25 protein-coding genes, 2 tRNA genes, 1 other RNA gene and 3 pseudogenes are annotated in these 25,926 nt (G+C 71.5%); 20 read left to right on the forward strand and 11 right to left on the reverse strand.

Going from position 1 to position 25,926, the window contains the following annotated elements:
• Positions 1-133: 133 nt before the first annotated feature.
• On the forward strand, positions 134-586 hold the full coding sequence (locus ACZ7MY_RS25055) for an SMI1/KNR4 family protein (protein ID WP_499604908.1): 453 nt from the start codon (positions 134-136) through the stop codon (positions 584-586).
• A 53-nt stretch (positions 587-639) separates the two neighbouring features.
• Here the strand turns inward: ACZ7MY_RS25055 and ACZ7MY_RS25060 are convergent, their stop codons facing one another.
• The gene (locus ACZ7MY_RS25060) at positions 640-1,305 is read right to left on the reverse strand and encodes a YdcF family protein (protein ID WP_499604910.1); all 666 of its coding nucleotides are present in this window, start codon (positions 1,303-1,305) and stop codon (positions 640-642) included.
• Positions 1,302-1,508, reverse strand: a pseudogene (locus ACZ7MY_RS25065) (UTRA domain-containing protein); the annotation flags it as partial. The gene ACZ7MY_RS25060 and the pseudogene ACZ7MY_RS25065, both read right to left, overlap by 4 nt.
• On the opposite strand from ACZ7MY_RS25065, the pseudogene ACZ7MY_RS25070 reads away from it, so the two are divergent.
• The 3 genes and pseudogenes from ACZ7MY_RS25070 to ACZ7MY_RS25080 form a co-directional block, all read left to right on the forward strand.
• Positions 1,507-2,346: pseudogene (locus ACZ7MY_RS25070) on the forward strand (replication initiator); the annotation flags it as partial. The pseudogenes ACZ7MY_RS25065 and ACZ7MY_RS25070 sit on opposite strands and share 2 nt — an antisense overlap.
• On the forward strand, positions 2,337-2,573 hold the full coding sequence (locus ACZ7MY_RS25075; protein WP_499604912.1) for an excisionase family DNA-binding protein: 237 nt from the start codon (positions 2,337-2,339) through the stop codon (positions 2,571-2,573). The pseudogene ACZ7MY_RS25070 and the gene ACZ7MY_RS25075, both read left to right, overlap by 10 nt.
• 10 nt (positions 2,574-2,583) lie before the next feature.
• A pseudogene (locus ACZ7MY_RS25080) lies at positions 2,584-3,818 on the forward strand (tyrosine-type recombinase/integrase).
• Between the two features lie 79 nt (positions 3,819-3,897).
• On the opposite strand, the gene ACZ7MY_RS25085 reads toward ACZ7MY_RS25080, so the two are convergent.
• Positions 3,898-3,985: transfer RNA gene (locus tag ACZ7MY_RS25085), tRNA-Ser, on the reverse strand.
• Between the two features lie 72 nt (positions 3,986-4,057).
• On the opposite strand from ACZ7MY_RS25085, the gene ffs reads away from it, so the two are divergent.
• The 9 genes from ffs to ACZ7MY_RS25130 all read left to right on the forward strand — a co-directional run bounded on the left by ffs (position 4,058) and on the right by ACZ7MY_RS25130 (position 12,675).
• An RNA gene (gene ffs, locus ACZ7MY_RS25090) (signal recognition particle sRNA small type) lies at positions 4,058-4,154 on the forward strand.
• Positions 4,155-4,221: 67 nt separating this feature from the next.
• A complete protein-coding gene (locus ACZ7MY_RS25095; protein ID WP_499604914.1) occupies positions 4,222-6,495 on the forward strand; it encodes a DNA polymerase III subunit gamma and tau in 2,274 nt (757 codons plus the stop codon).
• A gap of 157 nt (positions 6,496-6,652) precedes the next feature.
• Entirely contained in the window at positions 6,653-6,988 is a 336-nt protein-coding gene (locus tag ACZ7MY_RS25100) for a YbaB/EbfC family nucleoid-associated protein (RefSeq protein ID WP_499604916.1), read from the forward strand.
• A 24-nt stretch (positions 6,989-7,012) separates the two neighbouring features.
• Entirely contained in the window at positions 7,013-7,612 is a 600-nt protein-coding gene (recR, locus tag ACZ7MY_RS25105; protein ID WP_499604917.1) for a recombination mediator RecR, read from the forward strand.
• Positions 7,605-8,252: a DUF5063 domain-containing protein gene (locus ACZ7MY_RS25110; RefSeq protein ID WP_499604919.1), complete on the forward strand. Its 648-nt coding sequence runs from the start codon at positions 7,605-7,607 to the stop codon at positions 8,250-8,252. The genes recR and ACZ7MY_RS25110 overlap by 8 nt, the downstream gene beginning before the upstream one ends.
• Before the next feature lie 269 nt (positions 8,253-8,521).
• On the forward strand, positions 8,522-9,796 hold the full coding sequence (locus ACZ7MY_RS25115; protein WP_499604920.1) for an aspartate kinase: 1,275 nt from the start codon (positions 8,522-8,524) through the stop codon (positions 9,794-9,796).
• Positions 9,797-10,186: 390 nt separating this feature from the next.
• On the forward strand, positions 10,187-10,747 hold the full coding sequence (locus tag ACZ7MY_RS25120) for a SigE family RNA polymerase sigma factor (RefSeq protein ID WP_499605048.1): 561 nt from the start codon (positions 10,187-10,189) through the stop codon (positions 10,745-10,747).
• Entirely contained in the window at positions 10,744-11,772 is a 1,029-nt protein-coding gene (locus tag ACZ7MY_RS25125) for a hypothetical protein (RefSeq protein ID WP_499604922.1), read from the forward strand. The genes ACZ7MY_RS25120 and ACZ7MY_RS25125 overlap by 4 nt, the downstream gene beginning before the upstream one ends.
• 48 nt (positions 11,773-11,820) lie before the next feature.
• The gene (locus tag ACZ7MY_RS25130; protein ID WP_499604924.1) at positions 11,821-12,675 is read left to right on the forward strand and encodes an SURF1 family protein; all 855 of its coding nucleotides are present in this window, start codon (positions 11,821-11,823) and stop codon (positions 12,673-12,675) included.
• On the opposite strand, the gene ACZ7MY_RS25135 is transcribed toward ACZ7MY_RS25130, so the two are convergent.
• Together ACZ7MY_RS25135 and ACZ7MY_RS25140 are read right to left on the reverse strand one after the other, a co-directional pair.
• The gene (locus tag ACZ7MY_RS25135) at positions 12,631-14,421 is read right to left on the reverse strand and encodes a S9 family peptidase (RefSeq protein ID WP_499604926.1); all 1,791 of its coding nucleotides are present in this window, start codon (positions 14,419-14,421) and stop codon (positions 12,631-12,633) included. The genes ACZ7MY_RS25130 and ACZ7MY_RS25135 overlap by 45 nt on opposite strands.
• Positions 14,422-14,467: 46 nt before the next feature.
• Positions 14,468-14,773 carry a DUF6191 domain-containing protein gene (locus tag ACZ7MY_RS25140; RefSeq protein ID WP_499604928.1) on the reverse strand — a complete coding sequence of 102 codons (306 nt, stop codon included), beginning with the start codon at positions 14,771-14,773 and terminating at the stop codon, positions 14,468-14,470.
• A 67-nt stretch (positions 14,774-14,840) separates the two neighbouring features.
• On the opposite strand from ACZ7MY_RS25140, the gene ACZ7MY_RS25145 reads away from it, so the two are divergent.
• Both ACZ7MY_RS25145 and ACZ7MY_RS25150 read left to right on the forward strand, forming a co-directional pair.
• Positions 14,841-15,305 carry a GNAT family N-acetyltransferase gene (locus ACZ7MY_RS25145; RefSeq protein WP_499604930.1) on the forward strand — a complete coding sequence of 155 codons (465 nt, stop codon included), beginning with the start codon at positions 14,841-14,843 and terminating at the stop codon, positions 15,303-15,305.
• Between the two features lie 218 nt (positions 15,306-15,523).
• Positions 15,524-17,086: an alpha/beta hydrolase gene (locus ACZ7MY_RS25150; RefSeq protein WP_499604932.1), complete on the forward strand. Its 1,563-nt coding sequence runs from the start codon at positions 15,524-15,526 to the stop codon at positions 17,084-17,086.
• A 45-nt stretch (positions 17,087-17,131) separates the two neighbouring features.
• On the opposite strand, the gene ACZ7MY_RS25155 is transcribed toward ACZ7MY_RS25150, so the two are convergent.
• On the reverse strand, positions 17,132-17,311 hold the full coding sequence (locus tag ACZ7MY_RS25155) for a hypothetical protein (protein ID WP_499604934.1): 180 nt from the start codon (positions 17,309-17,311) through the stop codon (positions 17,132-17,134).
• A gap of 209 nt (positions 17,312-17,520) precedes the next feature.
• Between ACZ7MY_RS25155 and ACZ7MY_RS25160 the strand changes: the two genes are divergently transcribed.
• On the forward strand, positions 17,521-17,850 hold the full coding sequence (locus tag ACZ7MY_RS25160) for a deoxyxylulose-5-phosphate synthase (RefSeq protein WP_499604936.1): 330 nt from the start codon (positions 17,521-17,523) through the stop codon (positions 17,848-17,850).
• An 82-nt stretch (positions 17,851-17,932) separates the two neighbouring features.
• On the opposite strand, the gene ACZ7MY_RS25165 is transcribed toward ACZ7MY_RS25160, so the two are convergent.
• Positions 17,933-18,006 (reverse strand) — tRNA-Pro (locus tag ACZ7MY_RS25165).
• A gap of 88 nt (positions 18,007-18,094) precedes the next feature.
• Positions 18,095-19,027 carry a metallophosphoesterase gene (locus ACZ7MY_RS25170; protein WP_499604938.1) on the reverse strand — a complete coding sequence of 311 codons (933 nt, stop codon included), beginning with the start codon at positions 19,025-19,027 and terminating at the stop codon, positions 18,095-18,097.
• Between the two features lie 76 nt (positions 19,028-19,103).
• Here ACZ7MY_RS25170 and ACZ7MY_RS25175 point away from each other — a divergent pair, with 76 nt between their 5' ends.
• Positions 19,104-19,565 (forward strand): GatB/YqeY domain-containing protein, encoded by a 462-nt coding sequence (locus tag ACZ7MY_RS25175; protein WP_499604940.1) that lies wholly within the window; start codon positions 19,104-19,106, stop codon positions 19,563-19,565.
• Between the two features lie 93 nt (positions 19,566-19,658).
• Here the strand turns inward: ACZ7MY_RS25175 and ACZ7MY_RS25180 are convergent, their stop codons facing one another.
• Positions 19,659-21,974 carry a transglycosylase domain-containing protein gene (locus ACZ7MY_RS25180; RefSeq protein ID WP_499604942.1) on the reverse strand — a complete coding sequence of 772 codons (2,316 nt, stop codon included), beginning with the start codon at positions 21,972-21,974 and terminating at the stop codon, positions 19,659-19,661.
• Between the two features lie 397 nt (positions 21,975-22,371).
• Here ACZ7MY_RS25180 and ACZ7MY_RS25185 point away from each other — a divergent pair, with 397 nt between their 5' ends.
• Entirely contained in the window at positions 22,372-22,722 is a 351-nt protein-coding gene (locus ACZ7MY_RS25185) for a WhiB family transcriptional regulator (protein WP_499604943.1), read from the forward strand.
• Here the strand turns inward: ACZ7MY_RS25185 and bagB are convergent.
• Together bagB and bagA are read right to left on the reverse strand one after the other, a co-directional pair.
• A complete protein-coding gene (gene bagB / locus ACZ7MY_RS25190; RefSeq protein ID WP_499604944.1) occupies positions 22,704-24,206 on the reverse strand; it encodes an ATPase BagB in 1,503 nt (500 codons plus the stop codon). The two genes, ACZ7MY_RS25185 and bagB, sit on opposite strands and share 19 nt — an antisense overlap.
• The gene (bagA, locus tag ACZ7MY_RS25195; protein ID WP_499604946.1) at positions 24,203-25,183 is read right to left on the reverse strand and encodes an ATPase BagA; all 981 of its coding nucleotides are present in this window, start codon (positions 25,181-25,183) and stop codon (positions 24,203-24,205) included. The genes bagB and bagA overlap by 4 nt, the downstream gene beginning before the upstream one ends.
• Before the next feature lie 71 nt (positions 25,184-25,254).
• On the opposite strand from bagA, the gene sp36 reads away from it, so the two are divergent.
• Together sp36 and ACZ7MY_RS25205 are read left to right on the forward strand one after the other, a co-directional pair.
• Positions 25,255-25,416: a Sp36 family protein gene (gene sp36, locus ACZ7MY_RS25200; RefSeq protein WP_319134706.1), complete on the forward strand. Its 162-nt coding sequence runs from the start codon at positions 25,255-25,257 to the stop codon at positions 25,414-25,416.
• Entirely contained in the window at positions 25,413-25,877 is a 465-nt protein-coding gene (locus tag ACZ7MY_RS25205) for a RidA family protein (protein ID WP_499604949.1), read from the forward strand. The genes sp36 and ACZ7MY_RS25205 overlap by 4 nt, the downstream gene beginning before the upstream one ends.
• Positions 25,878-25,926: the final 49 nt, after the last annotated feature.

The following is a 25,926-nucleotide window of genomic DNA, read 5'->3' on the forward strand; positions in this document are numbered from 1 at the left end:
TAGAGAAACCTGTAACAGGTCCTACTGAGGGCCCGCGGTTTCTGAGGGGGAAGCGTTGAGCGTCGAACGGCTTGCGGGCGTGGTGCCGGACTTGCGCCAGCATCGACGGGCACGGCCTCGTGGCATCGACTGGGTGGCGATAGCTCAGTTGCTCGGAACGGATCTTCCTAGCGACTATGTGGAGCTGGCCGACTGGTACCCCGGGTTGATCGTCTCCGACTTCCTCTACGTGAGCAGGCCCAAGCCGGGCCGGGAAGGGGAGTTCGTGGAACGGTGTCGTACTGAACTGGAGAACCTGCAAGGTCTCCGGGATGAGGACATGACTGGTGGGTTCGAGGTCTTCCCTGACCCAGATGGACTCCTCGTGTGGGGCTCCTCGGTCGAAGGGGATGAGTTCTACTGGCGTACGGGGGGTGACACCCCCGATGAGTGGACTGTGGTGGTCGGATCGGCGAGCGATCATTGGACCGACCTTCACTGCGGTTTGACGGAATACCTCGCCCGCCTTCTCTCCGGGCAGGCACAGCCTCACGATCTGCCTCCTCGCATCCAAGGAGGAGGCGGAACCGTCGACTACTTTATGTAGGTCATAGTGCAACGCGAAGGGCAGTCGTGCAGCGTGACGCGTGCGCTCAACCGCTAAGCGGAGGTGGCGTCAGTGGTGATGAGCCGACTTGTGAAGCCGTGCAGGCGCAGCCGTTTGTACGCGGCCATCACGTCGTCCGGCACCGGCTGGCTGATCATGAAGCCTTGCTCGGGGTAGATCAGCAGCCGCTGTAGGGCACCGACAAGCATGTCGATCACTAGACGAGCGTCGCCGATGGAGTCGACGTACTCGCCCAACATCATCGGTGTGGAAGCGCTGATGATCTCGACTTCGGGCCACAGCTTGCGTGCCGTGGCGAACGCTCGCCTCTCCTCGTACGGCTTGCTGATCAGCAGGACCGAGGACACATCGATCCCGGCCTTCTCAAGCAAGTCTCGGGTGAAGCGGATGTTCTCGCCCGTGTTGCGGGCGAGGGGCTCTACAAGCACGACTGAGCCGGGGACACCGAGCTCAAGTGCCCGCTCCCGGTAGTGGACGGCTTCACCGCGGGGCATGCGTTCGCGGGTCGTGGGGCTGGTGGTCCCGGTGAACACAAGCAGTGGCGCCATGCCGCGCTTGTACAGGTCCACCGCCGTGTCGGCCACGCCCAGGTCGTGGCTGCCGAGGCCGACGGCAACCGAGCATGGACGGGGCGTGCGGCCCATCTGGTGGTAGTCCCACAGGCGCCGTGTGTCTGCCCAATCCTGTGTTGAGATCACTGCTGGCCTTCTCTGTCCTTGGCGGAGTCGGGCACCTTGAAGTCGTACTCCCAGGCAAAGCGCGAGACTGCGTGCACGCCGATGGCGAATTCGATCACCAGGCCGGAAGCGGTGTAGGTCGTCCGATGGAGCTCGACGACCGGTTCGCCGGGGGGTAGTTGCAGGGTCTTCGCCTCGTCCGATGTGGCGGCACGGGCGAAAAGCTACCTCCGCCGGGAGATCGCCGCCCGCGCCGGCCTCACTCAGAAAGCCGCCCGCGAACGGTGCCGGGTCTCGTTCGGGAAGGTCGCCGAGTACCAACGCCGGGGCGCCGTCCACTTCCACGCCGTCGTCCGTTTCGACGGGCCGGACGGACCCGACTCCCCGCCCCCACCGTGGGCGACCCTCGACCTGCTCACCGACGCTATCCGCGCAGCTGCACGTCGCGTCTCTGTGCCCGTTCCCGCGGCCGGTGACTACCCAGCTCGCACCCTCACTTGGGGTACGCAGCTCGATGTCCAGCCCATCCGGTCTGCTGACGCTGGCACGGATGGGGAGCTGACCGAACAGGCTGTGGCCTCCTACGTGGCCAAGTACGCCACCAAAGCCGCCGAGACCACCGGCACCGTCGACCGCCGGGTCGGCAACCGCGAAGCCCTCGTACTCCTCGGCGTCCCCCCGCACCCGCGCCGCCTGATCGAAGCCTGCTTCGACCTCCACAAGTTCTACCCCGACCGCAAGCTCCTCGACTGGGCCCACATGCTCGGCTTCCGCGGCCACTTCTCCACCAAATCCCGCCGCTACTCCACCACCCTCGGCGCCCTGCGCCAGGTCCGAGCCGACTACCGTGCCGCCCAACAACGCGAAGCCCTCGGCCTGCCTGACCCCGACGACTCCCCGGAAGCCACCACGCTCGTCCTCGCCCACTGGGCCTACGCCGGACACGGCCACACCCCCGGCGAATCCGTCCTTGCCGCGTCGATCGCCCGGGACCTCCAGCTCAACCGCGAAACCGCCCGCGAAGCCTTGAAGGAACTCGATGAGGAGGGGACATGGCCGTGAACGAACTGCATGACCTGTTGGGGGCGGGAGACCCCACGCTGTTGCTCCTCACCGTGGAAGAGACCGCTCGGCGACTCGGGATCGGCCGGACCACCTGCTACAGCCTCATCAGTTCGGGAGAGATCGAGTCGGTCACTGTCGGCCGGCTGCGCAAAGTCCCCGCTGACGCTCTCCCCGCCTATGTGGCGAGGCTTCGCCGAACCACCCACACGATCGTGGCTGCCTGAGGGGGAGTGCATGACGGACCGACAGAGGACACGGCAGCCCAACGGCGCGTCGTCGATCTACTTTGGCAAGGACGGAAAGTGGCATGGCCGTGTGACCGTGGGCGTCCGCGACGACGGCAGGCCCGACCGCGCCACGTGGAGCGGACGTCCCGAGCGGAGGTCACCAAGGCTGTTCGGGAGCTGGAGCGGCTGCGTGATGAGAAGAAGCTGCGGAAGCCGGGCAAGGCCTGGACGGTGAAGACGTGGCTTGAGCACTGGGTGGAGAACATCGCCAGGCCGCACGTGTCGGAGAACACCTACGACGGCTACGAGGTGGATGTCCGCGTCCACCTGGTGCCGGGCCTGGGAGCGCACGGCCTGGACCGGCTGGAGCCGGAGCACCTGGAGCGCTTCTACCGGAAGATGCAGGACAGCGGCAGCGCCGCCGGTACGGCACACCATGCCCACCGCACTATGCGCACGGCTATCGGGGAGGCCCTGCGCCGCGGGCACGTCCCCACGAACGCCGCAGAGATCGCAAAAGCACCTCGCCTCGAAGAAGAAGAGATCGAGCCGTACACGATCGAGGAGGTTCAGAGCCTGCTCTTGCAGGCATCGAAGCGACGCAACAGCGCTCGGTGGGTGATCGCGCTCGCCCTCGGGCTGCGACAGGGAGAGGCCCTGGGTCTGCACTGGGAGGACATCGACCTGGAGACCGGATACCTCCGCACCCGCAAGAACCGCCTTCGCCCGAAGTACGCGCATGGCTGCGGCGGCGACTGCGGCAGGAAAGCCGGGTACTGCCCCCAGCGCGAGCAGGTACGCCGCGAGTACAAGTCGACCAAGTCACGGGCCGGCCGCCGCACCATCGGCCTGCCGGACCCGCTGATCAAGCTGCTCCGTCGCCACCTGGAGGAACAGGAGCGCGAAAGGATCGCCGCCGGCGACACCTGGCAGGGCGCCGGTTACGTCTTCGCTCAGCCTGACGGCTCGCCACTGGTGCCGAACACGGACTACCACCACTGGAAGGAGCTGCTTCAGCTCGCGGGAGTACGGGATGGCCGGCTGCACGACGCTCGCCACACCGCGGCGACAGTCCTACTTCTGCTCGGCGTCCCGGATGTCGTCGTGGACGCGATCATGGGCTGGGAACCCGGTGGCTCGGCTCGGATGCGCTCGCGGTACATGCACGTGACCGGACCCGTGCTGAAGAACGTGGCTCGCCAGGTCGGCGACGCGCTGTGGAGCTCGCCGGATACCAACTGAGACGGAAACTGAGACGGAGAACGTCGAAGGGCCCGACCGCGACCGGTGGGGCCCTTCGACAACGTGCCCGGTGAGGCACTGGCGGAGGATACGAGATTCGAACTCGTGAGGGGTTGCCCCCAACACGCTTTCCAAGCGTGCGCCCTAGGCCACTAGGCGAATCCTCCGCGGCAAACATTACTAGACCGGAGGGAGTGCTCGCGAACTCGTTCCCGGGTGATCCGATCATGTAGGCTGGGCGCAGCCCCTCACGTGGCGCTATCTCGCTGAAACCCCCCAGGGCCGGAAGGCAGCAAGGGTAGGTGGGCTCTGGCGGGTGCGTGGGGGGTCTTTTGCTGCCCTCGGGCCTGCGGGAACACGGGCCGGGGAGGCCGAGGGAGGGCCTCGGTGTGGCCGTCGTCACATGCGCCGGGCCCGGGTGTCGGTGGGGGCCGATATCGTCGTAGTCGTGTCCCTCGCTCTGTACCGCCGCTATCGTCCCGAGACCTTCGCCGAGGTCATCGGGCAGGAGCACGTCACGGACCCGCTGCAGCAGGCGCTGCGGAACAACCGGGTCAACCACGCGTACCTGTTCAGCGGGCCGCGCGGCTGTGGCAAGACGACCAGCGCCCGCATCCTGGCGCGCTGCCTGAACTGCGAGAAGGGCCCGACGCCGACGCCGTGCGGGGAGTGCCAGTCGTGCCGCGACCTGGCCCGCAACGGTCCGGGGTCGATCGACGTGATCGAGATCGACGCGGCGTCGCACGGTGGTGTGGACGACGCCCGTGACCTGCGGGAGAAGGCCTTCTTCGGGCCGGCGAGCAGTCGTTACAAGATCTACATCATCGACGAGGCGCACATGGTCACCTCGGCGGGCTTCAACGCCCTGCTGAAGGTGGTCGAGGAGCCCCCGGAGCACCTCAAGTTCATCTTCGCGACCACCGAGCCCGAGAAGGTCATCGGCACCATCCGGTCGCGCACCCACCACTACCCGTTCCGGCTGGTGCCGCCCGGCACGCTGCGCGACTACCTGTCGGAGGTCTGCGAGCGGGAGGCGATCCCGGTCGAGGCCGGGGTGTACCCGATGGTGGTCCGGGCCGGGGCCGGCTCGGTGCGTGACTCGATGTCCGTGATGGACCAGTTGCTCGCCGGTGCCGGCGAGGCCGGTGTGACGTACGCCATGGCGACCTCGCTGCTGGGCTACACCGACGGCACGCTGCTCGACGACGTCGTGGACGCCTTCGCCGCCGGTGACGGCGCGGCGGCGTTCGAGGTCGTGGACCGGGTGATCGAGGGCGGCCACGACCCGCGCCGCTTCGTGGCCGACCTGCTGGAGCGCCTGCGGGACCTGGTGATCCTCGCGGCGGTGCCGGACGCGGTGGAGAAGGGCCTGATCGACGCCCCCGCCGACGTCGTGGAGCGGATGCGGGCCCAGGCCGGGGTGTTCGGCGCGGCGGAGCTGAGCCGCGCCGCGGACCTGGTCAACGCCGGGCTCACGGAGATGCGCGGGGCGACCTCGCCGCGTCTGCAACTGGAGTTGATCTGCGCCCGCGTGCTGCTTCCGGCGGCCTACGACGACGAGCGGTCGCTGCAGGCCCGCCTGGACCGGCTGGAACGCCGTGCGTCCGCCGGTGGTTTCGCGGCGCCCGCGGGCGGCCCGGCGGTCCCGGTCGTGGAGTTCGGGGAGCCGCTCCCGCCCGGCGGCGGCCCCGCCGCGGCGCGCGCGGCGATGGGCGGCCCGGCCCGGCCCGCCGAAGCCGCCCCCGCGCCCACCCCCGCACCCGCCGCGTTCACCGCACCCCCGGCCCCCGCACCTGCCCCCGCCCCCCCACCCGCGCCGGCCCCCGCGGCCGCCCCGGAGCCCACTCCCGCGCCCCCGCCCGCGCAGCCCCCCGCCGCGCAGCGTCCCGGCGCGTGGCCGACCGCCACCGCCCCCGGCGGCGGGCAGCGTCCCGGCGCCTGGCCCACCGCGGCATCGGCGGCGGCCCCGGAGCCCGCCCCCGCCGCCACGCCCGCGCAGCCCCCCGCCCCGGCACCGAGCGCACCCGCCGCGTCCGCCGCGCAGCCCATCGGCGACGCCTCGCGCGTCCACCAGATGTGGCCGACCGTCCTCGAGGCGGTCAAGCGGCTGCGGAAGGTGACCTGGATACTGCTCGACCAGAACGCCCGGCTCGTCGGCTTCGACGGGTCGACGCTGCAGATCGGCTTCGACAACCCCGGCGCCCGCGACAGCTTCGCCAACCGCGGCCACGAGGAGGTGCTCAAGCAGGCGATCAGCGAGGCCCTGGGCGTCCAGTGGCGCATCGAGGCGATCGTCAGCCCGGGCGGCGGCCCCGGCGGCTCCGGCCCGGCGGGACCGGGCGGCGGCTCCGGCGGGCCCCGCCCCGCCCCCGCCTCCCCGGCACCGTCCGCGCACCAGCAGCAGCCGCACCAGCAGCCGCAGCAACCGCACCAGCAGTCCCAGAACCCGGGGCCGTCCCCGGCACCGCCGCCCGCCCCCGCGGCGGCGGCCCGTGCCGCGGTCAACGCGGCGCCGGCGGCCTCCGCGTACCCGCCCGTCGCCGACGAGCCCCCGCCCGTCGAGTACGACATGCCCGAGGACGACGACCCGGACCTGGACGAGACGGCGCTCAGCGGCCACGACCTCATCGTGCGCGAGCTGGGTGCCACCCTGATCGAGGAGATCGCCAACGAGTAGCGGCGGCGGCCCCGTTCCTCCTGTGGGGAACGGCACGGCCGGGGCGGAACGGGCGACGCGCGCCGCTCGTTCCCTCGTACGGGTAGCGCGAGCGGGCGCCCGAGCACGTAGGCTCGCCCTACCCGCACAACCGACGTCGTGAGGCAGGAGCGAGACCGTGATCCCCGGTGGTGGTCAGCCGAACATGCAGCAGCTGCTCAAGCAGGCACAGAAGATGCAGCAGGACCTCGCGGCGGCCCAGCAGGAGCTCGCCGAGACCGAGATCGAGGGTACGGCCGGCGGTGGCCTGGTGAAGGCGACCGTGACCGGAGCCGGCGAGCTGCGGGGTCTGGTCATCGACCCCGCGGCGGTCGATCCTGAGGACACGGAGACGCTGGCCGACCTGGTCGTCGCCGCCGTGCACAACGCCACCGCGAGCGCGCAGGAGCTGCAGCAGAACAAGCTCGGCCCGCTCGCCCAGGGGCTCGGGGGCATCCCCGGCCTTCCTTTCTAGTTCCGGCGGGGAAGAGGGCACAGCGTGTACGAGGGCGTGGTTCAGGACCTGATCGACGAGCTGGGCAGACTGCCCGGCGTGGGTCCCAAGAGCGCGCAGCGGATCGCCTTCCACATCCTCCAGGCCGATCCCGCGGACGTCCGACGGCTCGCGAACGCCCTCGGCGAGGTGAAGGCGAAGGTCCGGTTCTGCGCGGTCTGCGGCAACGTCGCGGAGGCCGAGCAGTGCCGGGTCTGCCGTGACCCGCGCCGCGACCCGGCCGTCATCTGCGTGGTCGAGGAACCCAAGGACGTGGTGGCGATCGAGCGGACCCGCGAGTTCCGCGGCCGCTACCACGTGCTCGGCGGCGCCATCAGCCCGATCGAGGGGGTCGGCCCGGACGACCTGCGCATACGGGAGCTGCTGGCGCGGCTCGCGGACGGCACGGTCACCGAGCTGATCCTGGCCACCGACCCCAACCTCGAGGGGGAGGCGACGGCCACGTATCTCGCACGCATGGTCAAACCGATGGGACTGAAGGTCACCCGTCTCGCGAGCGGCCTGCCGGTCGGCGGCGACTTGGAGTACGCCGACGAGGTCACGCTCGGCCGGGCCTTTGAAGGAAGGCGGCTGCTTGATGTCTGACAACGCCCTGGACCCCGACGACTTCGCCTCCTCGATCGCGGACCAGATCGAGAGCTTCATCCTGTCGGTGCGGGAGGTCGCCAAGGGCGACGACCCCGACAGCGCGGTGCCCTACCTGCTGCTGGAGGTCTCCCAGCTGCTGCTCGCCGGCGGCCGTCTCGGGGCGCACGAGGACATCGTCCCGGAGGAACGCTACGAGCCCGACATCGGCCCGGAGCCCGACGCCGACGAGCTGCGCCAGCGGCTCGCGGTGCTGCTGGAGCCGATCGACGTCTACTCCGAGGTCTTCGACCCGTACGTGCCGCGCAGCACGCCGGTGGCCTGCCGGATCTCCGACGACCTCGCGGACGTGGTGACGGACCTCGCGCACGGCCTGGCGCATTTCCGTGAGGGCCGGGTCAGCGAGGCGCTGTGGTGGTGGCAGTTCTCCTACCTGTCCAACTGGGGGCCGACGGCCTCGGCCTCGCTGCGGGCCCTGCAGTCCCTCGTGGCCCATGTGCGGCTGGACAGCCCGCTGGACGCGCTGGACGGCCTGGACACCGACCACGGTGCGGACGACGAGGAGAAGCTCGCCGCCGAGGCCGGCCGGGTGATGGCCGCCGAGATCGCCAGGCCCCTGGGGCTGCGCCCCAGCCGCTGAAGCCGGACCCGAACCGGGACCCGAACCGGGACCCGTACCCGTACGTCACCGCGCCCGTCCCCTCCCGGGGGCGGGCGCGTGGTCGTCCCGGGGTGTGGCGCCGGGGGCGTAGTGACCGGGAGCACGCCGGTCGGTGTGCATACCCCGGCGTGTCGATGGGCAGATGGCTCGCGGAGTGGGCCCGACATCTCAGCATGTGGTATTGAGGGGTCCGTCCCGGCCTGCTCGTTAGACTGAGCCGAACGCAGTACCGGATTTGAGGAGCGCACGTGGGCCTTGTCGTGCAGAAGTACGGCGGCTCCTCCGTTGCGGATGCCGAGGGCATCAAGCGCGTTGCCAAGCGGATCGTCGATGCCAAGAAGAGCGGCCACCAGGTGGTCGTCGTGGTCTCGGCGATGGGTGACACGACGGACGAGTTGATCGAGCTCGCCGAACAGGTATCTCCGATGCCTACCGGCCGCGAGTTCGACATGCTGCTGACCGCCGGAGAGCGGATCTCCATGGCCCTGCTGGCGATGGCGATCAAAAACCTCGGACACGAGGCGCAGTCGTTCACCGGCAGCCAGGCGGGTGTCATCACCGACTCCGTCCACAACAAAGCGCGCATCATCGACGTCACGCCGGGCCGTATCCGGACCGCGCTCGACCAGGGCAACATCGCGATCGTGGCCGGCTTCCAGGGCGTATCCCAGGACAGCAAGGACATCACGACGCTGGGCCGGGGCGGCTCCGACACCACCGCGGTGGCGCTGGCGGCGGCCCTGGACGCCGAGGTGTGCGAGATCTACACCGACGTCGACGGCGTCTTCACCGCCGACCCGCGCGTGGTGAAGAAGGCGCAGAAGATCGACTGGATCTCGTCCGAGGACATGCTGGAGCTCGCCAGCTCCGGTTCCAAGGTGCTGCTCCACCGCTGCGTGGAGTACGCCCGCCGCTACAACATCCCGATCCACGTCCGGTCGTCGTTCTCCGGCCTCCAGGGCACCTGGGTCAGCAACGAGCCGCGAGAGGACCTGCAGGGCATGGAGCACGCGATCATCTCCGGTGTCGCGCACGACACATCCGAGGCCAAGGTGACGGTCGTCGGGGTGCCCGACAAGCCGGGCGAGGCCGCCGTCATCTTCCGGGCGATCGCGGACGCCGAGATCAACATCGACATGGTGGTGCAGAACGTGTCGGCCGCGGCCACCGGCCTGACCGACATCTCCTTCACCCTCCCCAAGGCCGACGGCCCGAAGGCGATCGAGGCCCTCAAGCGCGTCCAGGGCGGCATCGGCTTCGAGGCGCTGCGCTACGACGACCAGATCGCCAAGATCTCGCTGGTCGGCGCCGGCATGAAGACCAACCCGGGGGTCACGGCGCAGTTCTTCGAGGCGCTGTCCAACGCGGGCGTCAACATCGAGCTGATCTCCACCTCGGAGATCCGCATCTCGGTCGTCACCCGCGCCGACGACGTCAACGAGGCCGTGCGCGCCGTGCATTCCGCGTTCGGTCTGGACAGCGAAAGCGACGAAGCGGTCGTCTACGGAGGAACGGGCCGCTGAGCACCTCGATTTCGGTCGAGTGACCCAAATCCCTGGTCTATACCGCTTGATCGGAAGCCTGTAGGCGCCAGACAATTTCAGCTCCCTGTGTGTCGCAACCGCGCGACGCACAGGGAGCGTCCTTGTGTCAGCGCACTGCCCTACTGTGCTGCAGGCCGGGCGCGGCGCAACAGCGCCAGCAAAAAGGGGCATTGGGGAAGAGTTGGTACGCATGGGCATATGTGCTGCACCGCCAAAAACGGTGCCTCGGGCGTACAACCCTGACGGGGGGACGCGTGTCCAACAGTCGTGGCAGAGGCACTCGGCATCGAAGCGCCCCTCGTGGGGCTGGGCGGCGCCCCGGCGCGCCCGCACGTCCGGCGGCCGTCGCGCGCAGTCGGCGGGATCCCGGTGATCGCGCCCTGGCCTGTGGTGCAGGCGCCCGCGGACCGCGGCGACACTGACGGCGCGATGTCAGTCGGGACGACCGTCGACCACCTCACCGAGACCTACCGGGCCCACTACCGCTCGCTGCTCGGCCTCGCCGCGCTCCTGCTGGACGACACCGCCTCCTGCGAGGACGTCGTCCAGGAAGCCTTCATCCGCGTCCACTCGGCCCGCAAGCGGGTCCGCGAACCCGAGAAGACGCTCGCCTACCTCCGGCAGACCGTCGTCAACCTCTCCCGCTCCGCGCTCCGTCGCCGCATCATGGGCATGCGCCTGCTGTCCAAGCCGATGCCCGACATGGCGAGCGCCGAGGAGGGCGCGTACGAGGCGCTGGAGCGCGACGAGCTGAAGGCGGCCATGCGCAAACTGCAGCGCCGGCAGCGCGAGGTGCTCGTCCTGCGCTACTTCGCCGACATGACCGAAGCCCAAGTGGCCGAGACCCTCGGCATTTCCATAGGCTCGGTCAAGGCGTACGGCTCGCGCGGTCTCGCGGCGCTCCGCGTCGCGATGGAGGCCCCGGCATGACCAACCCGAACCCACCCGGCGGTATGGAACCTGAGAACGACATCAGCGGCGGCGGTCCCGAGGAACGGCTGAGCCCCGACGAACTGGCGCTGCGCCGGCTCATGCGTGACGCCGTCAGCGGCATCCAGCCCGGCCACGACACGCTGGAGCACCTGCGCCGCGCGGTCCCCGCCCGGCGGGCGCACCGGCGGCAGTTGCTGGCCGGCACGGCGGCCGCGTGCCTGCTCGCGCTGGTTGCGGTCCCCGCGGCCCTGCACGCCGCGAACATCTCCGGCTCCACCCAAGCCGGGACGGCCAACGCCTCCAGCGCCCAGGACACCGGCGGCACCAACGGCGAGCCGGACGGTCCCGCCGCGGACGCCGGCACGCCGAGCCCGTCCGACGGCGACGGACGTCCCGACGCGGACCCCACGCGCACCGGCGGTTCCCAGGGGCAGGTCACCCCCGGGTCCTCGGGCCCCGCGGACCCCTCCGACACGCTCGCGGCCAACGCCCCGCTGTGCACCACCGGCGACCTCGGCAACGCCTCCGGCTACGCCGGCGCCGTCGACGGCTCCGGCCGGGTCAGCGGCTGGTTCCAGGTGGGGAACGTCTCCAAGGGCTCGTGCACCGTCGACGGCGGCGGTTCGGTGGGCTTCGCCGCCCAGGGCGCGGCCGAAGCGGCCCGCATCAGCGTCGTCGACCACACCGCGAACGACGGCACCACACTGCCCGACTCCCTCGGCAAGGCGCTGATCCTCAAGCCCGGGCAGAGCTACCGGGTCGAGTTCACCTGGGTCCCGGCCGCCGGCGGCCCGGGCGGCTGCACGCCCCCGTCCTCGCCGACGCCGACCGCGACCGCCACCGACAGCCCGACCGGCGAGGCGTCCGCGCCCCCGGCGGGTGAGAACGGCACCGGCCAGACCGGTCCGGCGGCCGTCGTCCTGAGCCACACCCCCGAGGCCGGAGCGCCCGTCGTCAACGCGACGATCGACGGCGCCTGCGCGGGGACGGTGTACAAGACCGGCGCCGTCGCCGCCCCGTAGCAGGGGGCGGTTCCCGGGACCGGGCGCCCGCCCCGTACCGTGGACGGCGTGTACCGGTTCCTGCTGTCCCCCCGCTGGCTGGGCGGGCACCTCTTCATGGTGTGCGCCGTGGTCGTCTGCACGTTCATGGGCAGCTGGCAGCTGAGCCGGTTCGAGGCGCGCGTCGACAGCCACCGCGCCGCCCAGGACACACCCGCGGCCGCCGCCCGCGACGCGGTGCCGCTGGAGCGCCTGCTGCCGCGTCCGGCCTCCGCGGTCACCACCGAGACCGTCGGCCGCGCCGTACGGGCCACCGGCCGCTACGACGCCGCGCACCAGTTCCTCGTACCGGGCCGCGAGCTCGACGGACGCACCGGCTACTACGTGCTCACCCTGCTGCGGACCGGCGACGGCGAGGCCGTCCTGCCCGTCGTCCGCGGCTGGCTGCCCGGCGACGCGGACCGCGCGACCGCCGCCGGCGTGCCCGCGCCGCCGGCCGGTGAGGTCACCGTCACCGGGGCCCTGCAGGCCCCCGAGGGCGCCGACACCGACGGCGCGATCGACCGCGGCGGACTTCCCGGGGGGCAGCTCGGGATCATCAGCGCGGCCTCCCTGGTCAACCTCGTCCCGTACCAGGTGTACGGCGCCTGGATCACCCAGACCGAGGGCGTCCGCGCGCCGCTGCGGGCCGTGCCGCCGGTCGCGCCCAGCGGCACCGGCCTGGACCTCAAGGCCTTCCAGAACCTCGGCTACACCGGCGAGTGGTTCGTCTTCGCCGGCTTCGTGGTCTTCATGTGGTTCCGGCTCGTCCGGCGGGAGGCCGAGTCCCGGCGCGACGCCGAGCTCGGCCTCACCGAGGAGGAGGGGCCGGCCGCGGCCTCAGCCGCCGAGGTGGCGCCGGACGAAGTCCAGCTCCAGTCGTAGCTGCTTGATCCGCTCGTCGACGACGAGCGAGCCGTGCCCCGCGTCGTAGCGGTAGACCTCGTGCGCCTTGCCCAGGCCCGCCAGCCGCTCGACGTAGTTCTCGATCTGCCGGATCGGGCAGCGCGGGTCGTTCAGGCCCGCCGAGATGTAGACCGGGGCCTTGACCCGCGCCACGTACGTGATCGGCGAGGACGCCTCGTAGCGGTCCGGGACCTCCTCGGGGGAACCGCCGAACAGGGTGCGGTCCAGTGCCTTCAGCGCCTCCATCTCGTCGCCGTACGCCGTCACGTAGTCCGCGACCGGCACCGCCGCCAGGCCCACCGTCCACAGCTCGGGCCGGGTGCCCAGGCCCAGCAGCGTCAGGAAGCCGCCCCAGGAGCCGCCGGAGAGCACCAGCCGGGCCGGGTCGGCGAAGCCCGACTCCACCGCCCACGTCCGGACCGCCTCGATGTCCTCCAGCTCGATCAGGCCGACGCGGTGCTTGAGCGCGTCCGTCCACTCCCGGCCGTAGCCCGTGGAACCGCGGTAGTTGATCCGCACCACCGCGTAGCCGTGGTCGAGCCAGGCCGCCGGGCCCGCCGCGAAGGCGTCCGAGTCGTGCCAGGTCGGCCCGCCGTGGATCTCGAACACCGTCGGGTACGGGCCCTCGCCCGCCGCGGGCCGCTGGACGAGCGCGTGCACCCGGCCGCCGGGGCCGTCCACCCACACGTCCTCCACCGGCAGCGAGCCCGGGGCCCGCTCGCCCGGCGCCTCCAGCACCACCGCGCCGGTCGTCGACCGCACCTCCGAGGGCGCCGCCGCCGACGACCAGAGGAACTCCACCGTCCCGTCGGGCCGGGCCGTCGCGCCGCTCACCGAGCCCGCCGGGGTCTCCAGCCGGGTCAGCTCCCCGTCCGCCAGCCCGTAGCGGTAGATCTCGCTGCGGGCCCGGTAGGAGTGCACCACCAGCAGCGCGGTGCCGTCGGGGTACCACTCCGCCGCGACGTCGCCCGGCAGGTCGATCGCCAGCGCGGTCTGCGTGCCCGCCGTGACGTCCCAGACCATCGGCTCCCAGCGGCCGCGCCGCTGGTGCGCCACCAGCAGCCGGGCGTCCCCGGGCACCGGGGCGAACCCCAGGCACTCCAGGCCCAGTTCCTTCGTGCCGCCCTCGCTGTCGTCCAGCTCCGCGACCGTCGTCCCGTCCGTCGTGACCACCCGCAGCGCCGAGTGCATCGCGTCGCCGTGCTCGGTGTGCTCGACCACGACCAGCGTGCCGTCCTCCGACAGCGCGCCGACCCCGCCGGACTCCTCGTGCCGGTAGATCTCCACCGGCTCCGCCCCGGGACGTACGACGTGGACCGTCGTGCCCTCCTCGTCGGTGGAGCGGCCGACCACCGCCAGCCCCCCGCGGCCCAGTGCCAGCCCCGCGGGGTACGACGGCTCCAGGCCGGGCGCGGCCGGCTCGTCCGGACCGCCCTCGAAGGGCTGCCGCATCCAGACCCCGAACTCGTCCCCGTCGGTGTCCGCGAACCACCACACCCACGCGCCGTCCGGCGTCAGCGTCCCGTCCGACGTGCCGTTCGGCCGGTCGGTGACCTGCCGCTGCGTCCCGGTCGTCCGGTCCCACGCGTAGAGCTCGTACGTACCCGTCGCATTCGACACGAACAGGCTGCGGTGGGGGGCGTCCTCGGCCCACTCCGGCAGTCCGACGCGTGGCGCCCGGAAGCGCTTCTCCCAATCCGGCATCCCAGCCATGACGTCGCTCATGCCACCATCAAACCCGATCGTGCCCCGCTGCGGACCGTGGGCGTCGTCACCCGCTGCGATCACGTCCCGGAACGACGATCAGCGCCGTCCCCCGGCCCAGGTCCACGCGCGACCGCGGGGGTGCGCCGTCGCCCTCCTCGTCGCGCAGCAGGAGCGTCGCCCGTCGCTCGTCCAACTCGCTCCGCTTGCCGGGGGAGAAGCTCGCGTGCAGCTGCTCGAAGCCGGTCGCGGAGACCTGCCCGCTCCGCCCGGCCCACCGCCCCGCGCGCAGCACCTGGTCGACGAGGGCCACTGCGCACAGCAGGATCACCAGGCCCGGCAGCGTCATGAAGACCACGAACGCGACACCCATGGCCCCACCTTCGCACAGCGCCGCCGCGGCGACGACGGCCCCGGCGGCATCCCGCTACCCTCGCGTCATGACCGCCGCCGAACAGCCCCTCGTCCCACCGGGCTTCGCCGTCCCGGAGCCGCCCGCCACCGACCGCTTCCGCCTGGAACCCCTCGGCCCGCGGCACAACGCCGCCGACCACGCCGCCTGGACGGCCGGCATCGACCACATCCGCGCCACCCCCGGCTTCGAGGGCCGCTCCTGGCCGCCGCCGGACGGCATGACCCCCGAGGCCAACCTCGAGGACCTGCGCAAGCACGCGGAGGACTTCGAGCGGCGCACCGGCTTCACCTATACCGTCCTGTCCGTGCCCGGCGGCGAGGTCATCGGCTGCGTGTACGTCTACGGCTCCCGCGCCGAGCCCGGCACCGTCGACGTCCGCTCCTGGGTCAGCGCCCCGCACGCCGCCCTGGACGCCGAACTCCACCGCGTCGTCCGCGACTGGCTGGCCCGCGACTGGCCCTTCGAGCGCATCGCCTACGCGCCCCGCTGAACCGCCCCGCCGAACCCCTTCCGGGGCGGCCCGGAGGTTCACCCCTTCGGCCCACCCGGGGCCGCCGCCACGCACGACGTGTGATGGGCTGATAACGCAGCGGAGTCGCGGGGGCGCGTCCGAGCGCTCCGCGACACGACCGGACCCGTCGGCCCCCGGGCAGGACCCGGCGCCGCGTCCGGTGCTCCCGTCACACGGCGCACGAGGAAGGCGTGGCGATGATCGCTGTCCTGGAGACCGACGGGATACCCCGGCGCAGGCTGCGCGGCGCGCTCGCGGTGCTGAGCACCTGCGGGCTGCTGCTGACCGCGGCCTGCGCCACCGCCGTCCCGCCCCGGCCGGCGACACCCGGGGACGGCCGGGCGGCGGACCCCGCCGCGGGCGTGCCCCCGGAGCTGCGGCGCTACTACGAGCAGCGCCTCGACTGGCGGTCCTGCCAGGACGTCCCCGGTTTCCAATGCGCCACCGTGAGCGTGCCCCTGGACTACTCCCGCCCGGAGGCCGGCGACATCACCCTGACCGCCGCCCGCGTACGGGCCACCGGCGACGCCGCCGCCCACGTCGGCTCCCTCCAGGTCAACCCCGGCGGACCCGGGGAGTCCGCCGTCGACTACCTGGTCGCCGCCGCCGGCACCTTCTCCCCCGCCATGCGCTCCGCCTACGACCTGGTCGCCGTCGACCCCCGCGGCGTGGGGGAGAGCACCCCCGTCGACTGCGACACCGACACCCCGGCCACCCCCATGGGCTTCGGCCTGCGCGTCTCCGGCGACGCCGCGGGGATCGCCGACTCCTACGACGCGTTCCGGGACCTCGCCGAGGCCTGCGAGAAGCAGGCCGGCGAACTGCTGCCCCACCTCGGCACCCCCGACGCGGCACGCGACATGGACGTCGTACGCGCCCTCCTCGGCGACGAGCGCCTGCACTACCTGGGCTACTCCTACGGCACCTACCTGGGCGCCACCTACGCCGAGCTCTTCCCCTCGCGGGTCGGCCGCATGGTCCTCGACGGCGCCGTGGACCCCGCGATCGACGGCTACCACGAGAACCTGGACAGCACCGCCGGCTACCAGCTCGCCTGGGAGTCCTTCGCCGCCGACTGCGCCGCCCGCCCCGACTGCCCGGTCGGGCACTCCGTCGCGGAGGCCGGCCGCGTCCTCGACGGCCTGGTGGACAAGCTGGACGCCGGCCCGCTGCGCCAGGGCAAGGACATCGCCGTCACCGGCGAGGACCTCCTCACCGCGGTCATCACGGCCCTGCGCGAGGCGTCCTGGGAGGAACTGCGCACCATGCTGCGCCAGGCCCTGGCCGGCGACACCACGCACCTGCAGCAGTTCGCCGGCACGGACGAGGACGACTCCGGCAACGCCGCGGACGCCCTGCTCGCCGTCGACTGCCTCAGCGCCACCCTCGGCGCCCGCTTCACCCCCGCCGAGGCCGAGGCCGCGCTGCCCGCCTTCCTGAGCGCCTCGCCCCAGTTCGGCGCCTCGCTGGCCCCGTTCCTGGTGCTCTGCACCCACTGGCCCGTGGCGCCGATCCAGGAACCCCGCCCCATCGCCGCCCCCGGCGCCGCCCCGATCCTCGTCGTCGGCACCACCCGCGACCCCGCCACCCCGTACCCCTGGGCCCAGTCCCTCGCCCGCGAGCTCGACTCCGGCCGGCTCCTCACGTACGACGGGGACGGCCACACCGCCTACCACCGCGGCAGCCCCTGCATCGACGACGCCGTCGACCGCTACCTCGCCCACGGCGAACTCCCCGACCCGGGCACGGTCTGCGGCTGACGTGCGGCTGTCGAGCCGGGCCGGATCACCCAGGGGTGCGCGCGGTCACGGAGCCGGGGTGGGGGCGTCGGAGCCCGAGGCCGGCCGGCGGGGCCCGAGACGTCCGAGGACCCGCCTGACGGGCCTGGACAGCCGTTCCAGCACCGCATCGCCGACCAGGTCCGTGATCAGCGACGCGACACCGCGGAAGACGGCGCCCACGATCGCGCCGGCTATGTCGTCCATCTGCTTCTCCGGGGGCCGTGCAGCCACATGACGCTACACGTGGGCCCGGACGCGATCTCCGGTCGGTCGGCCTGCGGGGACCGGGGGGGGCCTTGGCTCTGCAATCCGGGCCGACGCCGGACGCTGACCGTGTCCGGCACGGGTGCGGTCAGCGCACCCGCCGGAGAATCCTGTGGAAGCCCGGCCCGTACCACCCGTAGCCTCGGCGCATGCCCCATGCAAAGACGTCGTACGTCTGCCTGCCCTGCAGAGCCTCCTACAAGCAGCCGTACGTCGGGGACCACGAACGGCTGTGCCCACGTTGTGCTGAACCGCTCATCCACGTGGGCTCCGCCTTCGCCGCGCCGCGTCGCAACGACAGGGCCGGCTGGCGGGTGCTTTCCGTGCTCGTGAACGCGGGGGTCCGGTTCCACAAGAGCTGTTGCGGTGGTCCCGGTTACCGGCCGACGACTCTCAGAGAGATCCGCGAACGAATGGCGTACGCCCGCTCCAGCGGTGAACCGTTCGCCAAGGCGCTGGTACGCCCCGAGTTGCCTTGACCGTGAGCGTCCGTCACGCGGATGGTCACGCAACAGGGCCACCCGGGAAATTCCCAGGTGGCCCTGATCTGCATCCACGAAGTCGGGGTGGCGGGATTTGAACCCACGGCCTCTTCGTCCCGAACGAAGCGCGCTACCAAGCTGCGCCACACCCCGGTGTCGCGTCGTGGCCTTCGGCCCGGCGCGACGAGGATTACTCTAGCGGACCTCCCGCTGGAGACGAAATCCGGTTTTCGCGGGCGGCTCAGGCTCCCGGGGTCAGGGTGAGGAGGGTGGCCTCGGGCGGGCAGGCGAAGCGGACCGGGGTGTAGCGGTTGGTGCCGCAGCCCGCGGAGACGTGCAGGTAGGAGCGGTGCCCGGCGGCCCGGTGGGTGGACAGGCCCTTGACCCGGTCGGTGTCGATGTCGCAGTTGGTGACCAGGGCACCGTAGAAGGGGATGCACAGCTGTCCGCCGTGGGTGTGCCCGGCGAGGATCAGCGGGTAGCGGTCGGCGGCGAAGGAGTCGAGCACGCGCAGGTACGGGGCGTGGACGACGGCGAGGGAGAGGTCGGCGTCCGTGTCGGGGCCCCCGGCGATCGCGGCGTAGCGGTCACGGCGGATGTGGGGGTCGTCGAGGCCCGCGAAGGCGATCTCGATGCCGTCGTCCAGCTTGAGGCGGCCGCGGGTGTTGTTGACCCCGACCCATCCGGCCACGTCGAAGGCGTCGCGTACCTCTTCCCAGGGGTTGCGGGTGACGCCGATCGCCGGGTCGTTCTTGCCGTTGAGGCCGTGCTGGCCCCGGACGCGCTCGATCAGGTAGCGGGCGGGGTTGCGCAGCTTGGGGGCGTAGTAGTCGTTCGAGCCGAAGACGTACGCCCCGGGGAGGTCGAGCAGCGGGCCGAGGGCGTCGAGCAGCTCGGGGACGCCGTGGGGGTCGGAGAGGTTGTCGCCGGTGTTCACGACGAAGTCCGGCCGCAGTCCGGCCAGCGACTGCAGCCAGCGGCGCTTCTTGTCCTGGCCGCTGACCATGTGGATGTCGGAGAGCTGCAGGACGCGGATCGGCCGCATCCCGGCCGGCAGCACCGGCACCCGGACCCTGCGCAGGCGGAAGGACCGCACTTCGATTCCCGCCGCGTAGGCCACGCAGGCGGCTCCGGCGACTGTGATGCCCAGGGGTACTCCGTATCGCGCGCGCATGCCCTCCATGGTGGCAGACGGCTCGTCAGGGATAAATTTCCGGCCCTCCCGGTGGCGACCTGGCAGACTCGACGCCATGACCACCACGCTCAAGCAGCGTCTGCACGACGACCTCACGGCTGCCATCAAGGGACGGGACGAGCTGATCTCGTCCACCATCCGCCTCACCCTCACCGCGATCACCAAGGAGGAGGTCGCGGGCAAGGAGGCGCGCGAGCTCTCCGACGACGAGGTGCTGAAGGTGATCGCCCGCGAGGCGAAGAAGCGCCGGGAGGCCGCCGAGGCCTTCGAGCAGGGCGGCCGCAAGGAGTCCGCGGAGCGCGAGCTGGCCGAGGGCGCCGTGCTGGACGCCTACCTGCCCAAGCAGCTGGACGACGCGGAGCTGGCCGGGATCGTCGCCGCGGCGATCGCGGAGTCGGGGGCCGAGGGGCCCAAGGCGATGGGCGCGGTCATGAAGATCGTGAACCCGAAGGTCGCGGGCCTGGCCGAGGGCGGCCGGGTCGCGGCCGAGGTGCGCAAGCAGCTCGCCGGCGGCTGACGGCGCCGCCGGCAGCGGACGACGGACGACGGAAGGGGCGCCGGGACCGTTCGGTCCCGGCGCCCCTTCGGCGTCACGTCGTGTCCCGGGGGATCAGCCCGCCCCGGTGCCGCCCGTCTCGGGGACGACGCCGGTCCCGGCGCCGGGGCCGCCGTTGTTCCCGCCGCCGCGGCCGTTGCCGCCACCGGTGGTGAAGCCGTTGCCGCCGTCGCCGCCCGCGGTGTCGCCACCGAAGACCCCGCCGAAGAGGCCGCCGTCGTCCCCGCCGTTGCCGCCGCCGTTGCCGTTGCCCCCGTTGTCGCCGGGGCCGTGGTGGTCGTCATCGTGGTCACGGGGCTTCTCGGGCTCGCGGATCGCGACCGTCGGCAGGCTGGCGGAGGTCGTTCCCGTCAGCGCTCCGGACATGGCGTCCCGCCAGATGGGGCCCGGGGTGTCGGCGCCGAAGACCTTGGCGTGGTAGACGCCGCCGATGGTGATGTTGGTCATGTGGCGCTTGTGGGCCGGGTCGCCGACCCAGACCGCGCCGGCCATGTCGCTGGTGTAGCCCACGAACCAGGCGGCGTAGCGCTCGTCGGTCGTACCGGTCTTGCCCGCGCTGTCACGGTCGGACAGACCGGCCTGCTGGCCGGTGCCGTCCTCGACCACGCCCTTGAGCAGGGTGTTCAGGGTGGCCGCGGTCTGCTCGGTCATGGCCCGCTCGCAGTCGGTCTTGGGCACCGGCAGCTTCTTGCCGCTCGCGTCGGTGATCGACTGGATGGCGACCGGGGTGCAGTACACGCCCTTGTTGGCGAAGGTCGCGTAGGCGTTCGCCATGGTCAGCGGCGAGACCTCCTGCGAACCCAGGGTGAGGGAGGGCACCTGGCTGAGCTTCTTGCCGTTGGCCCGCTGGACGCCCATCGAGTCGGCCATCTTGACCACCGGGCAGACGCCGATGTCGCTGATCAGCTGGACGTAGTAGGTGTTGACCGACTTCGCGGTCGCCTCCTTCATCGAGTACGGGCCCTTCTCGGACTCGTTCTCGTTCGACACCGTCGCGTTCTCGGTGTTGAGCCAGTTGCCGCCGCAGGTCGTGACCGGGCTCGGGTAGGGCATCTCGTAGGGCGACGGGTAGGTCTGCGCCGGGTCGGTGCCCTGCTCTATGGCCGCGGCCGCGGTGATCGGCTTGAAGGTCGAACCGGGCTGGTATCCGACGCCGCCGCCCATGGCCTGGTTGACCGAGAGGTTGATCTGGGTCTGGTTCTTCCCGAAGCCGTACGGGCGGGACTGGCCCATCCCGATGATCTTGCCCGTGCCGGGCTGGACCAGCGTCACGGCGGTGGCGACGTCGTCGCTCTTGTACACGTGCCGGCTGATCGAGTCCTGGACGGACCGCTGCGCCTTCGGGTCGAGGGTGGTGCGGATGGTGAGGCCGCCCTGGTCCCAGCGCTTGGAGCGCTCGGACTTGGTCTTGCCGAAGGTCTTGTCGGTGAGGAAGACCTGGCGCACGTAGTCGCAGAAGAAGCCGGCGCCGTTCACGGCGGTGATGCAGCCGTTCTTGGGCTGGGTCACCTTGAGGCCGAGCGGCTTCTTCTTGCCCTCGTCGGCCTCCGCCTGCGTGATGTCCTTCATGTCGGCCATGCGCTGCAGCACCACGTCGCGGCGCTTCTTGGCCTCTTCCGGGTCGTTCACGGGGTCGTAGCGGCTCGGCGACTGGACGAGGCCGGCCAGCAGCGCGGACTCGGTGAGCGACAGGTCCTTCGCGGACTTGCTGAAGTAGCGCCGGGCGGCGGACTCGACCCCGTAGGCCTGCTCGCCGAAGAACGTGATGTTGAGGTAGTTCTCGAGGATCTTCTGCTTCCCCAGCTCCTGCTCGAGCTGGATCGCGTACTTCATCTCCTTGATCTTGCGACCGAGGGTCTGCTGGGTGGCCTGCTGGACCTTGGTGGGGTCGTCGCCGGCCTCCTCGACGAAGACGTTCTTGACGTACTGCTGCGTCAGGGTGGACGCGCCCTCGGAGACACCGCCCTCCTGGGCGTTCTTGTTGAGCGCGCGCAGGATGCCCTTGACGTCGATGGCGCCGTGCTCGTAGAAGCGGGCGTCCTCGATGGCCACGATGGCCTGCTGCATCGACTTGCTGATCTTGTCGAGCCCCACGACCTTGCGGTCGCGCGAGTAGACGGTCGCGATCAGGTCGCCCTTGGTGTCCAGGATCTGGGTGCTCTGGGAGAGCGGCGGTCGCTTGAGCTCGCCCGGCAGGGAGTCGAATCCGGCCGCGGTGCCCTTGGCGCTCAGTCCGAGTGCCCCTGCCGCCGGCAGGGCGATGCCGGCCAGTACGACGCCGGCCAGGACACTGACGCCCAGGAACTTGGCGGCCTGCTGCGCGGAACTGGTGCCGCCGCTGCTGGTGGGGCGCGATCGCTTGTGACCCATGGGGTGCAGCTTACGTTGCCATTCCCGGGACGTGGGCATGCTTGTTCGCCTACTCTGTAACAGACAGGCGCCAACACTGCGCACACGTCTGTCCTCCGTCATCACTCTTGTGGGTGATGAGAACTGCCCGAATTCCTGTCATATGCCAGCCATGTGACCTGGATCTCAGGCCCCAGAAGTGGCGAGCTGACCGTTTTGCGTCGATTCGCCCTTTCTGTCGTCGGCTCACTCCGTCGGGTGATCTGCCGCATACCCATAGTCCGTTCGGGCCATTCAAGATTGGGCCTGAAAGGGCTGTTGCGCCGTGCCCACCTTCCGTAACGTCCTCAACTGGCAACGGTGAATATGCCGCTTGCCGCCGTGGGGGAGCCTCGATTCGGGAGAGGACGGCGCCAGCATGAGCAGCTGGGTTACGGACTGGAGTACGCAGGCCGCGTGCCGCACGACGGATCCGGATGAACTTTTCGTCCAGGGAGCGGCCCAGAACAGGGCCAAGGCGGTGTGCACCGGCTGCCCGGTACGCACCGAGTGCCTGGCCGACGCCCTGGACAACCGCGTCGAATTCGGCGTCTGGGGCGGGATGACCGAGCGGGAGCGCAGGGCGCTGCTGCGCCGGCGTCCCACGGTCACCTCGTGGCGCAGGCTGCTGGAGACGGCGCGCACGGAGTACGAGCGCAGCACAGGTGTGCTCCCGCTCGACGACGAGGGCTACGACGGGGACTACGACGACTACGCAGCCGTCGGCTGACCCTGCGCGAGGCGTTCGCCGATCGCGCGCAGGCCCTCGAGGTCGTGGACGTCGCCGGGCAGGGCCGCGACGTCCACCATGGGCACGTCCGGGTGCACGGAGACGAAGCGGTCGCGGGTGCGCCGCTCGCGCGCGACCAGTTGCATCCGTTCGGCGTGCAGGCGCAGCAGGCCGGCGGCGAGACGGTCGGCGTCCAGCGGGTCCGTCTCCGGGGGCCGGTCCGCTGCGGGGTCCTGCGCGGGTGCCGCGGGTGCGGTTGCGGCCGGGGAGCCGGTGGGCGATTCGGGAGAGCTCGTGTCCGCACTGTCCGTACTGGGGGTCCCTTCGCCGCCGTCGGCCGTACGGAGTCCAGCTTTCCCGCCGGGCTGATCCACAATGCCGACGCTTTGAAGATTTTCTGCAGATTCGTCAAACTCCCCGGTCAGCCGGGGAGTTGACGGTTCCCCGGCCACAGGACCGGCCTCGTCGGTGCCGAGGGCGCCCGGGTGGTCGACAACGTCCACGGCGTCCACGCCGTCCATGTCGTCGGGGTCGTCCGCCGCGGTCAGGTCGTCCAGGGCCTCCGCCGCCGCCAGTGCCCGCTCCGCCGTGAGTTGCGCCGCCCCGCTGCCGTGCACGCGGTTGAGCACCAGCCCGGCGAGCGGCATGTTCTCCGCCGCCAGCCGCTCCACGAAGTACGAGGCCTCCCGCAGCGCGTCCCGCTCCGGTGCGGCCACCACCAGGAACGCCGTGCCGTTCGCCTGGAGCAGCTTGTACGTGGCGTCCGCGCGGGAGCGGAAGCCGCCGAACATCGAGTCCATCGCCGCCACGAAGGTCTGCACGTCGCGCAGCAGGTGCGCGCCCATGACCTTGCTGAGCGTGCCGGTCATCATCGACATCCCGACGTTGAGGAACTTCACGCCGGCCCGCCCGCCGACCTTCGCGGGGGCCATGAGCAGCCGGATGAAGCGACCGTCCAGGAAGGACCCCAGCCGCTTCGGGGCGTCCAGGAAGTCCAGTGCCGACCGGCTCGGCGGGGTGTCGACGATGATCAGGTCCCACGCGTCGAGCGCGCGCAGCTGGCCCAGCTTCTCCATGGCCATGTACTCCTGCGTGCCGGCGAAGCCCGCGGAGAGCGACTGGTAGAAGGGGTTGTCCAGGATCGCCCGGGCCCGTTCCCGGTCCGAGTGCTGCAGCACGACCTCGTCGAAGGTCCGCTTCATGTCGAGCATCATCGCGTGCAGTTCACCGCCCGCGGACTCGTCGATGCCGGCGACCTTGCGCGGGGTGTTGTCCAGTTCCGAGAGCCCCATGGACTGCGCCAGCCGGCGTGCCGGGTCGATGGTCAGCACGACGGCCTTGCGGCCGCGCTCGGCGGCACGGACGCCCAGCGCCGCGGCCGTGGTGGTCTTGCCGACCCCTCCGGAGCCGCAGCAGACGACGATCCGGGTCCTCGGATCGTCGATCAACGGGTCGATGTCCAATACCGGACTCTCCAGGCTCATGCGACCCCCAGCCCCTGCTTCCGCAGATTTTCAGCCAATCTGTACAACCCGCCGAGATCGACCCCGTCGCCCATCAGCTCCAGCTCGTACGCCGGCAGGCCCAGCGCGGTCAGCTCCTCGCGCTGGGCGCGCTCCAGGGCCACCCGTTCCGCGTGCTCGTGCGCCTGCGCCAGCAGCGGGTCGACGAGCCGCTCCGCGAGGCCGCCGCGCCGCGCGCCGCCCAGCCCGGCCTGGGAGAGGGCCTTGGCGATCGCCGTGCGCCGCCCGTCGCGCGCCGTGGCGACGGCGGCGCCGTCCATCACCACCGGGCGCACCATGTTGATGACCACGGCGCCGGTCGGCAGACCCGCCGCGCGCAGCTCCTCGACACCGTCCACGGTCTCCTGGACCGGCATCTCCTCCAGGAGGGTGACCAGGTGCACGGCCGTCTCCGGGGACTTCATCACCCGCATCACGGCCTGCGCCTGATTGTGTATCGGGCCGAACCGGGCCAGCCCGGCGACCTCGTCGTTGACGTTGAGGAAGCGGGTGATCCGTCCGGTGGGCGGCGCGTCCAGCACCACGGCGTCGTACGACCGCCAGCCGGCCCGGTCCTTGCGGCGCACCGCCTCGCAGACCTTGCCGGTCAGCAGGACGTCGCGCAGGCCCGGGGCGACCGTGGTCGCGAAGTCGATCGCGCCCAGCTTCTTCAGGGCCCGGCCCGCCCGGCCGAGCTTGTAGAACATGTCGAGGTAGTCCAGCAGCGCCTGTTCGGCGTCGATGGCCAGGGCGTGGACCTCGCCGCCGCCCGGGGCCACCGCGATCTTGCGCTCCTCGTAGGGGAGCGCCTCGGTCTCGAAGAGCTGGGCGATGCCCTGGCGCCCCTCGACCTCCGTCAGCAGCGTCCGCCGTCCCTCGGCGGCGAGGGCGAGTGCCAGCGCCGCGGCGACGGTCGTCTTCCCCGTGCCGCCCTTGCCCGTCACGATGTGCAGCCTCACACCTGCGAGCCTAACCAGTCGAGGGCGGGGCTACGCAGGGGCGTGGCTGTGCCAGGCATTACAGTCCCCTCATGACCAAGTGGGAATACGCGACCGTGCCGCTGCTGGTGCACGCGACGAAGCAGATCCTGGACACCTGGGGCGAGGACGGCTGGGAGCTCGTCCAGGTCGTGCCGGGCCCCAACAACCCCGAGCAGTTGGTGGCCTACCTCAAGCGGGAGAAGAACGCGTGAGCGCCGTCGAGCAGCGGCTCGCCGAGCTGGGGCTGACCCTGCCCGCCGTGGCCGCGCCGCTCGCCGCGTACGTCCCGGCCGTCCGGTCCGGCGCGTACGTGTACACGTCCGGTCAGCTGCCCGTCGTCGAGGGCAAGCTGACCTGCACCGGCAAGGTCGGTGCCGAGGTGACCGCGGAGGAGGCCAAGCAGCTCGCCCGTACCTGCGCGCTCAACGCCCTGGCCGCGGTCCGCTCCGTCGTGGGTGACCTCGACCGCGTCAAGCGCGTCGTGAAGGTCGTCGGCTTCGTCGCCTCCGCCCCCGACTTCACCGGTCAGCCGGGCGTCGTCAACGGCGCGAGCGAGCTGCTCGGCGAGGTCCTCGGCGACAAGGGCGTGCACGCCCGCAGCGCCGTCGGGGTGGCCGTGCTGCCGCTCGACGCGCCCGTCGAGGTCGAGATCCAGGTCGAGGTCGAGGACTGACGTCCGGTACCCCTCCGGCGGGCCGTGCCCCGGCCGCCGGAGGGGCGCC

Source organism: Streptomyces sp. NPDC111520 (assembly GCF_055635295.1).

What these genes read in the sequence shown, in the direction of transcription:
- ACZ7MY_RS25075 (WP_499604912.1), top strand. Translation starts at nt 2,337, where the DNA reads ATGGCCGTGAACGAACTGCATGACCTGTTGGGGGCGGGAGACCCCACG.
- ACZ7MY_RS25095 (WP_499604914.1), top strand. Translation starts at nt 4,222, where the DNA reads ATGCGCCGGGCCCGGGTGTCGGTGGGGGCCGATATCGTCGTAGTCGTG.
- ACZ7MY_RS25110 (WP_499604919.1), top strand. Translation starts at nt 7,605, where the DNA reads ATGTCTGACAACGCCCTGGACCCCGACGACTTCGCCTCCTCGATCGCG.
- ACZ7MY_RS25125 (WP_499604922.1), top strand. Translation starts at nt 10,744, where the DNA reads ATGACCAACCCGAACCCACCCGGCGGTATGGAACCTGAGAACGACATC.
- ACZ7MY_RS25135 (WP_499604926.1), bottom strand. Translation starts at nt 14,421, where the DNA reads ATGAGCGACGTCATGGCTGGGATGCCGGATTGGGAGAAGCGCTTCCGG.
- ACZ7MY_RS25140 (WP_499604928.1), bottom strand. Translation starts at nt 14,773, where the DNA reads ATGGGTGTCGCGTTCGTGGTCTTCATGACGCTGCCGGGCCTGGTGATC.
- ACZ7MY_RS25145 (WP_499604930.1), top strand. Translation starts at nt 14,841, where the DNA reads ATGACCGCCGCCGAACAGCCCCTCGTCCCACCGGGCTTCGCCGTCCCG.
- ACZ7MY_RS25150 (WP_499604932.1), top strand. Translation starts at nt 15,524, where the DNA reads ATGATCGCTGTCCTGGAGACCGACGGGATACCCCGGCGCAGGCTGCGC.
- ACZ7MY_RS25155 (WP_499604934.1), bottom strand. Translation starts at nt 17,311, where the DNA reads ATGGACGACATAGCCGGCGCGATCGTGGGCGCCGTCTTCCGCGGTGTC.
- ACZ7MY_RS25160 (WP_499604936.1), top strand. Translation starts at nt 17,521, where the DNA reads ATGCCCCATGCAAAGACGTCGTACGTCTGCCTGCCCTGCAGAGCCTCC.
- ACZ7MY_RS25170 (WP_499604938.1), bottom strand. Translation starts at nt 19,027, where the DNA reads ATGCGCGCGCGATACGGAGTACCCCTGGGCATCACAGTCGCCGGAGCC.
- ACZ7MY_RS25175 (WP_499604940.1), top strand. Translation starts at nt 19,104, where the DNA reads ATGACCACCACGCTCAAGCAGCGTCTGCACGACGACCTCACGGCTGCC.
- ACZ7MY_RS25180 (WP_499604942.1), bottom strand. Translation starts at nt 21,974, where the DNA reads ATGGGTCACAAGCGATCGCGCCCCACCAGCAGCGGCGGCACCAGTTCC.
- ACZ7MY_RS25185 (WP_499604943.1), top strand. Translation starts at nt 22,372, where the DNA reads ATGAGCAGCTGGGTTACGGACTGGAGTACGCAGGCCGCGTGCCGCACG.
- bagB (WP_499604944.1), bottom strand. Translation starts at nt 24,206, where the DNA reads ATGAGCCTGGAGAGTCCGGTATTGGACATCGACCCGTTGATCGACGAT.
- sp36 (WP_319134706.1), top strand. Translation starts at nt 25,255, where the DNA reads ATGACCAAGTGGGAATACGCGACCGTGCCGCTGCTGGTGCACGCGACG.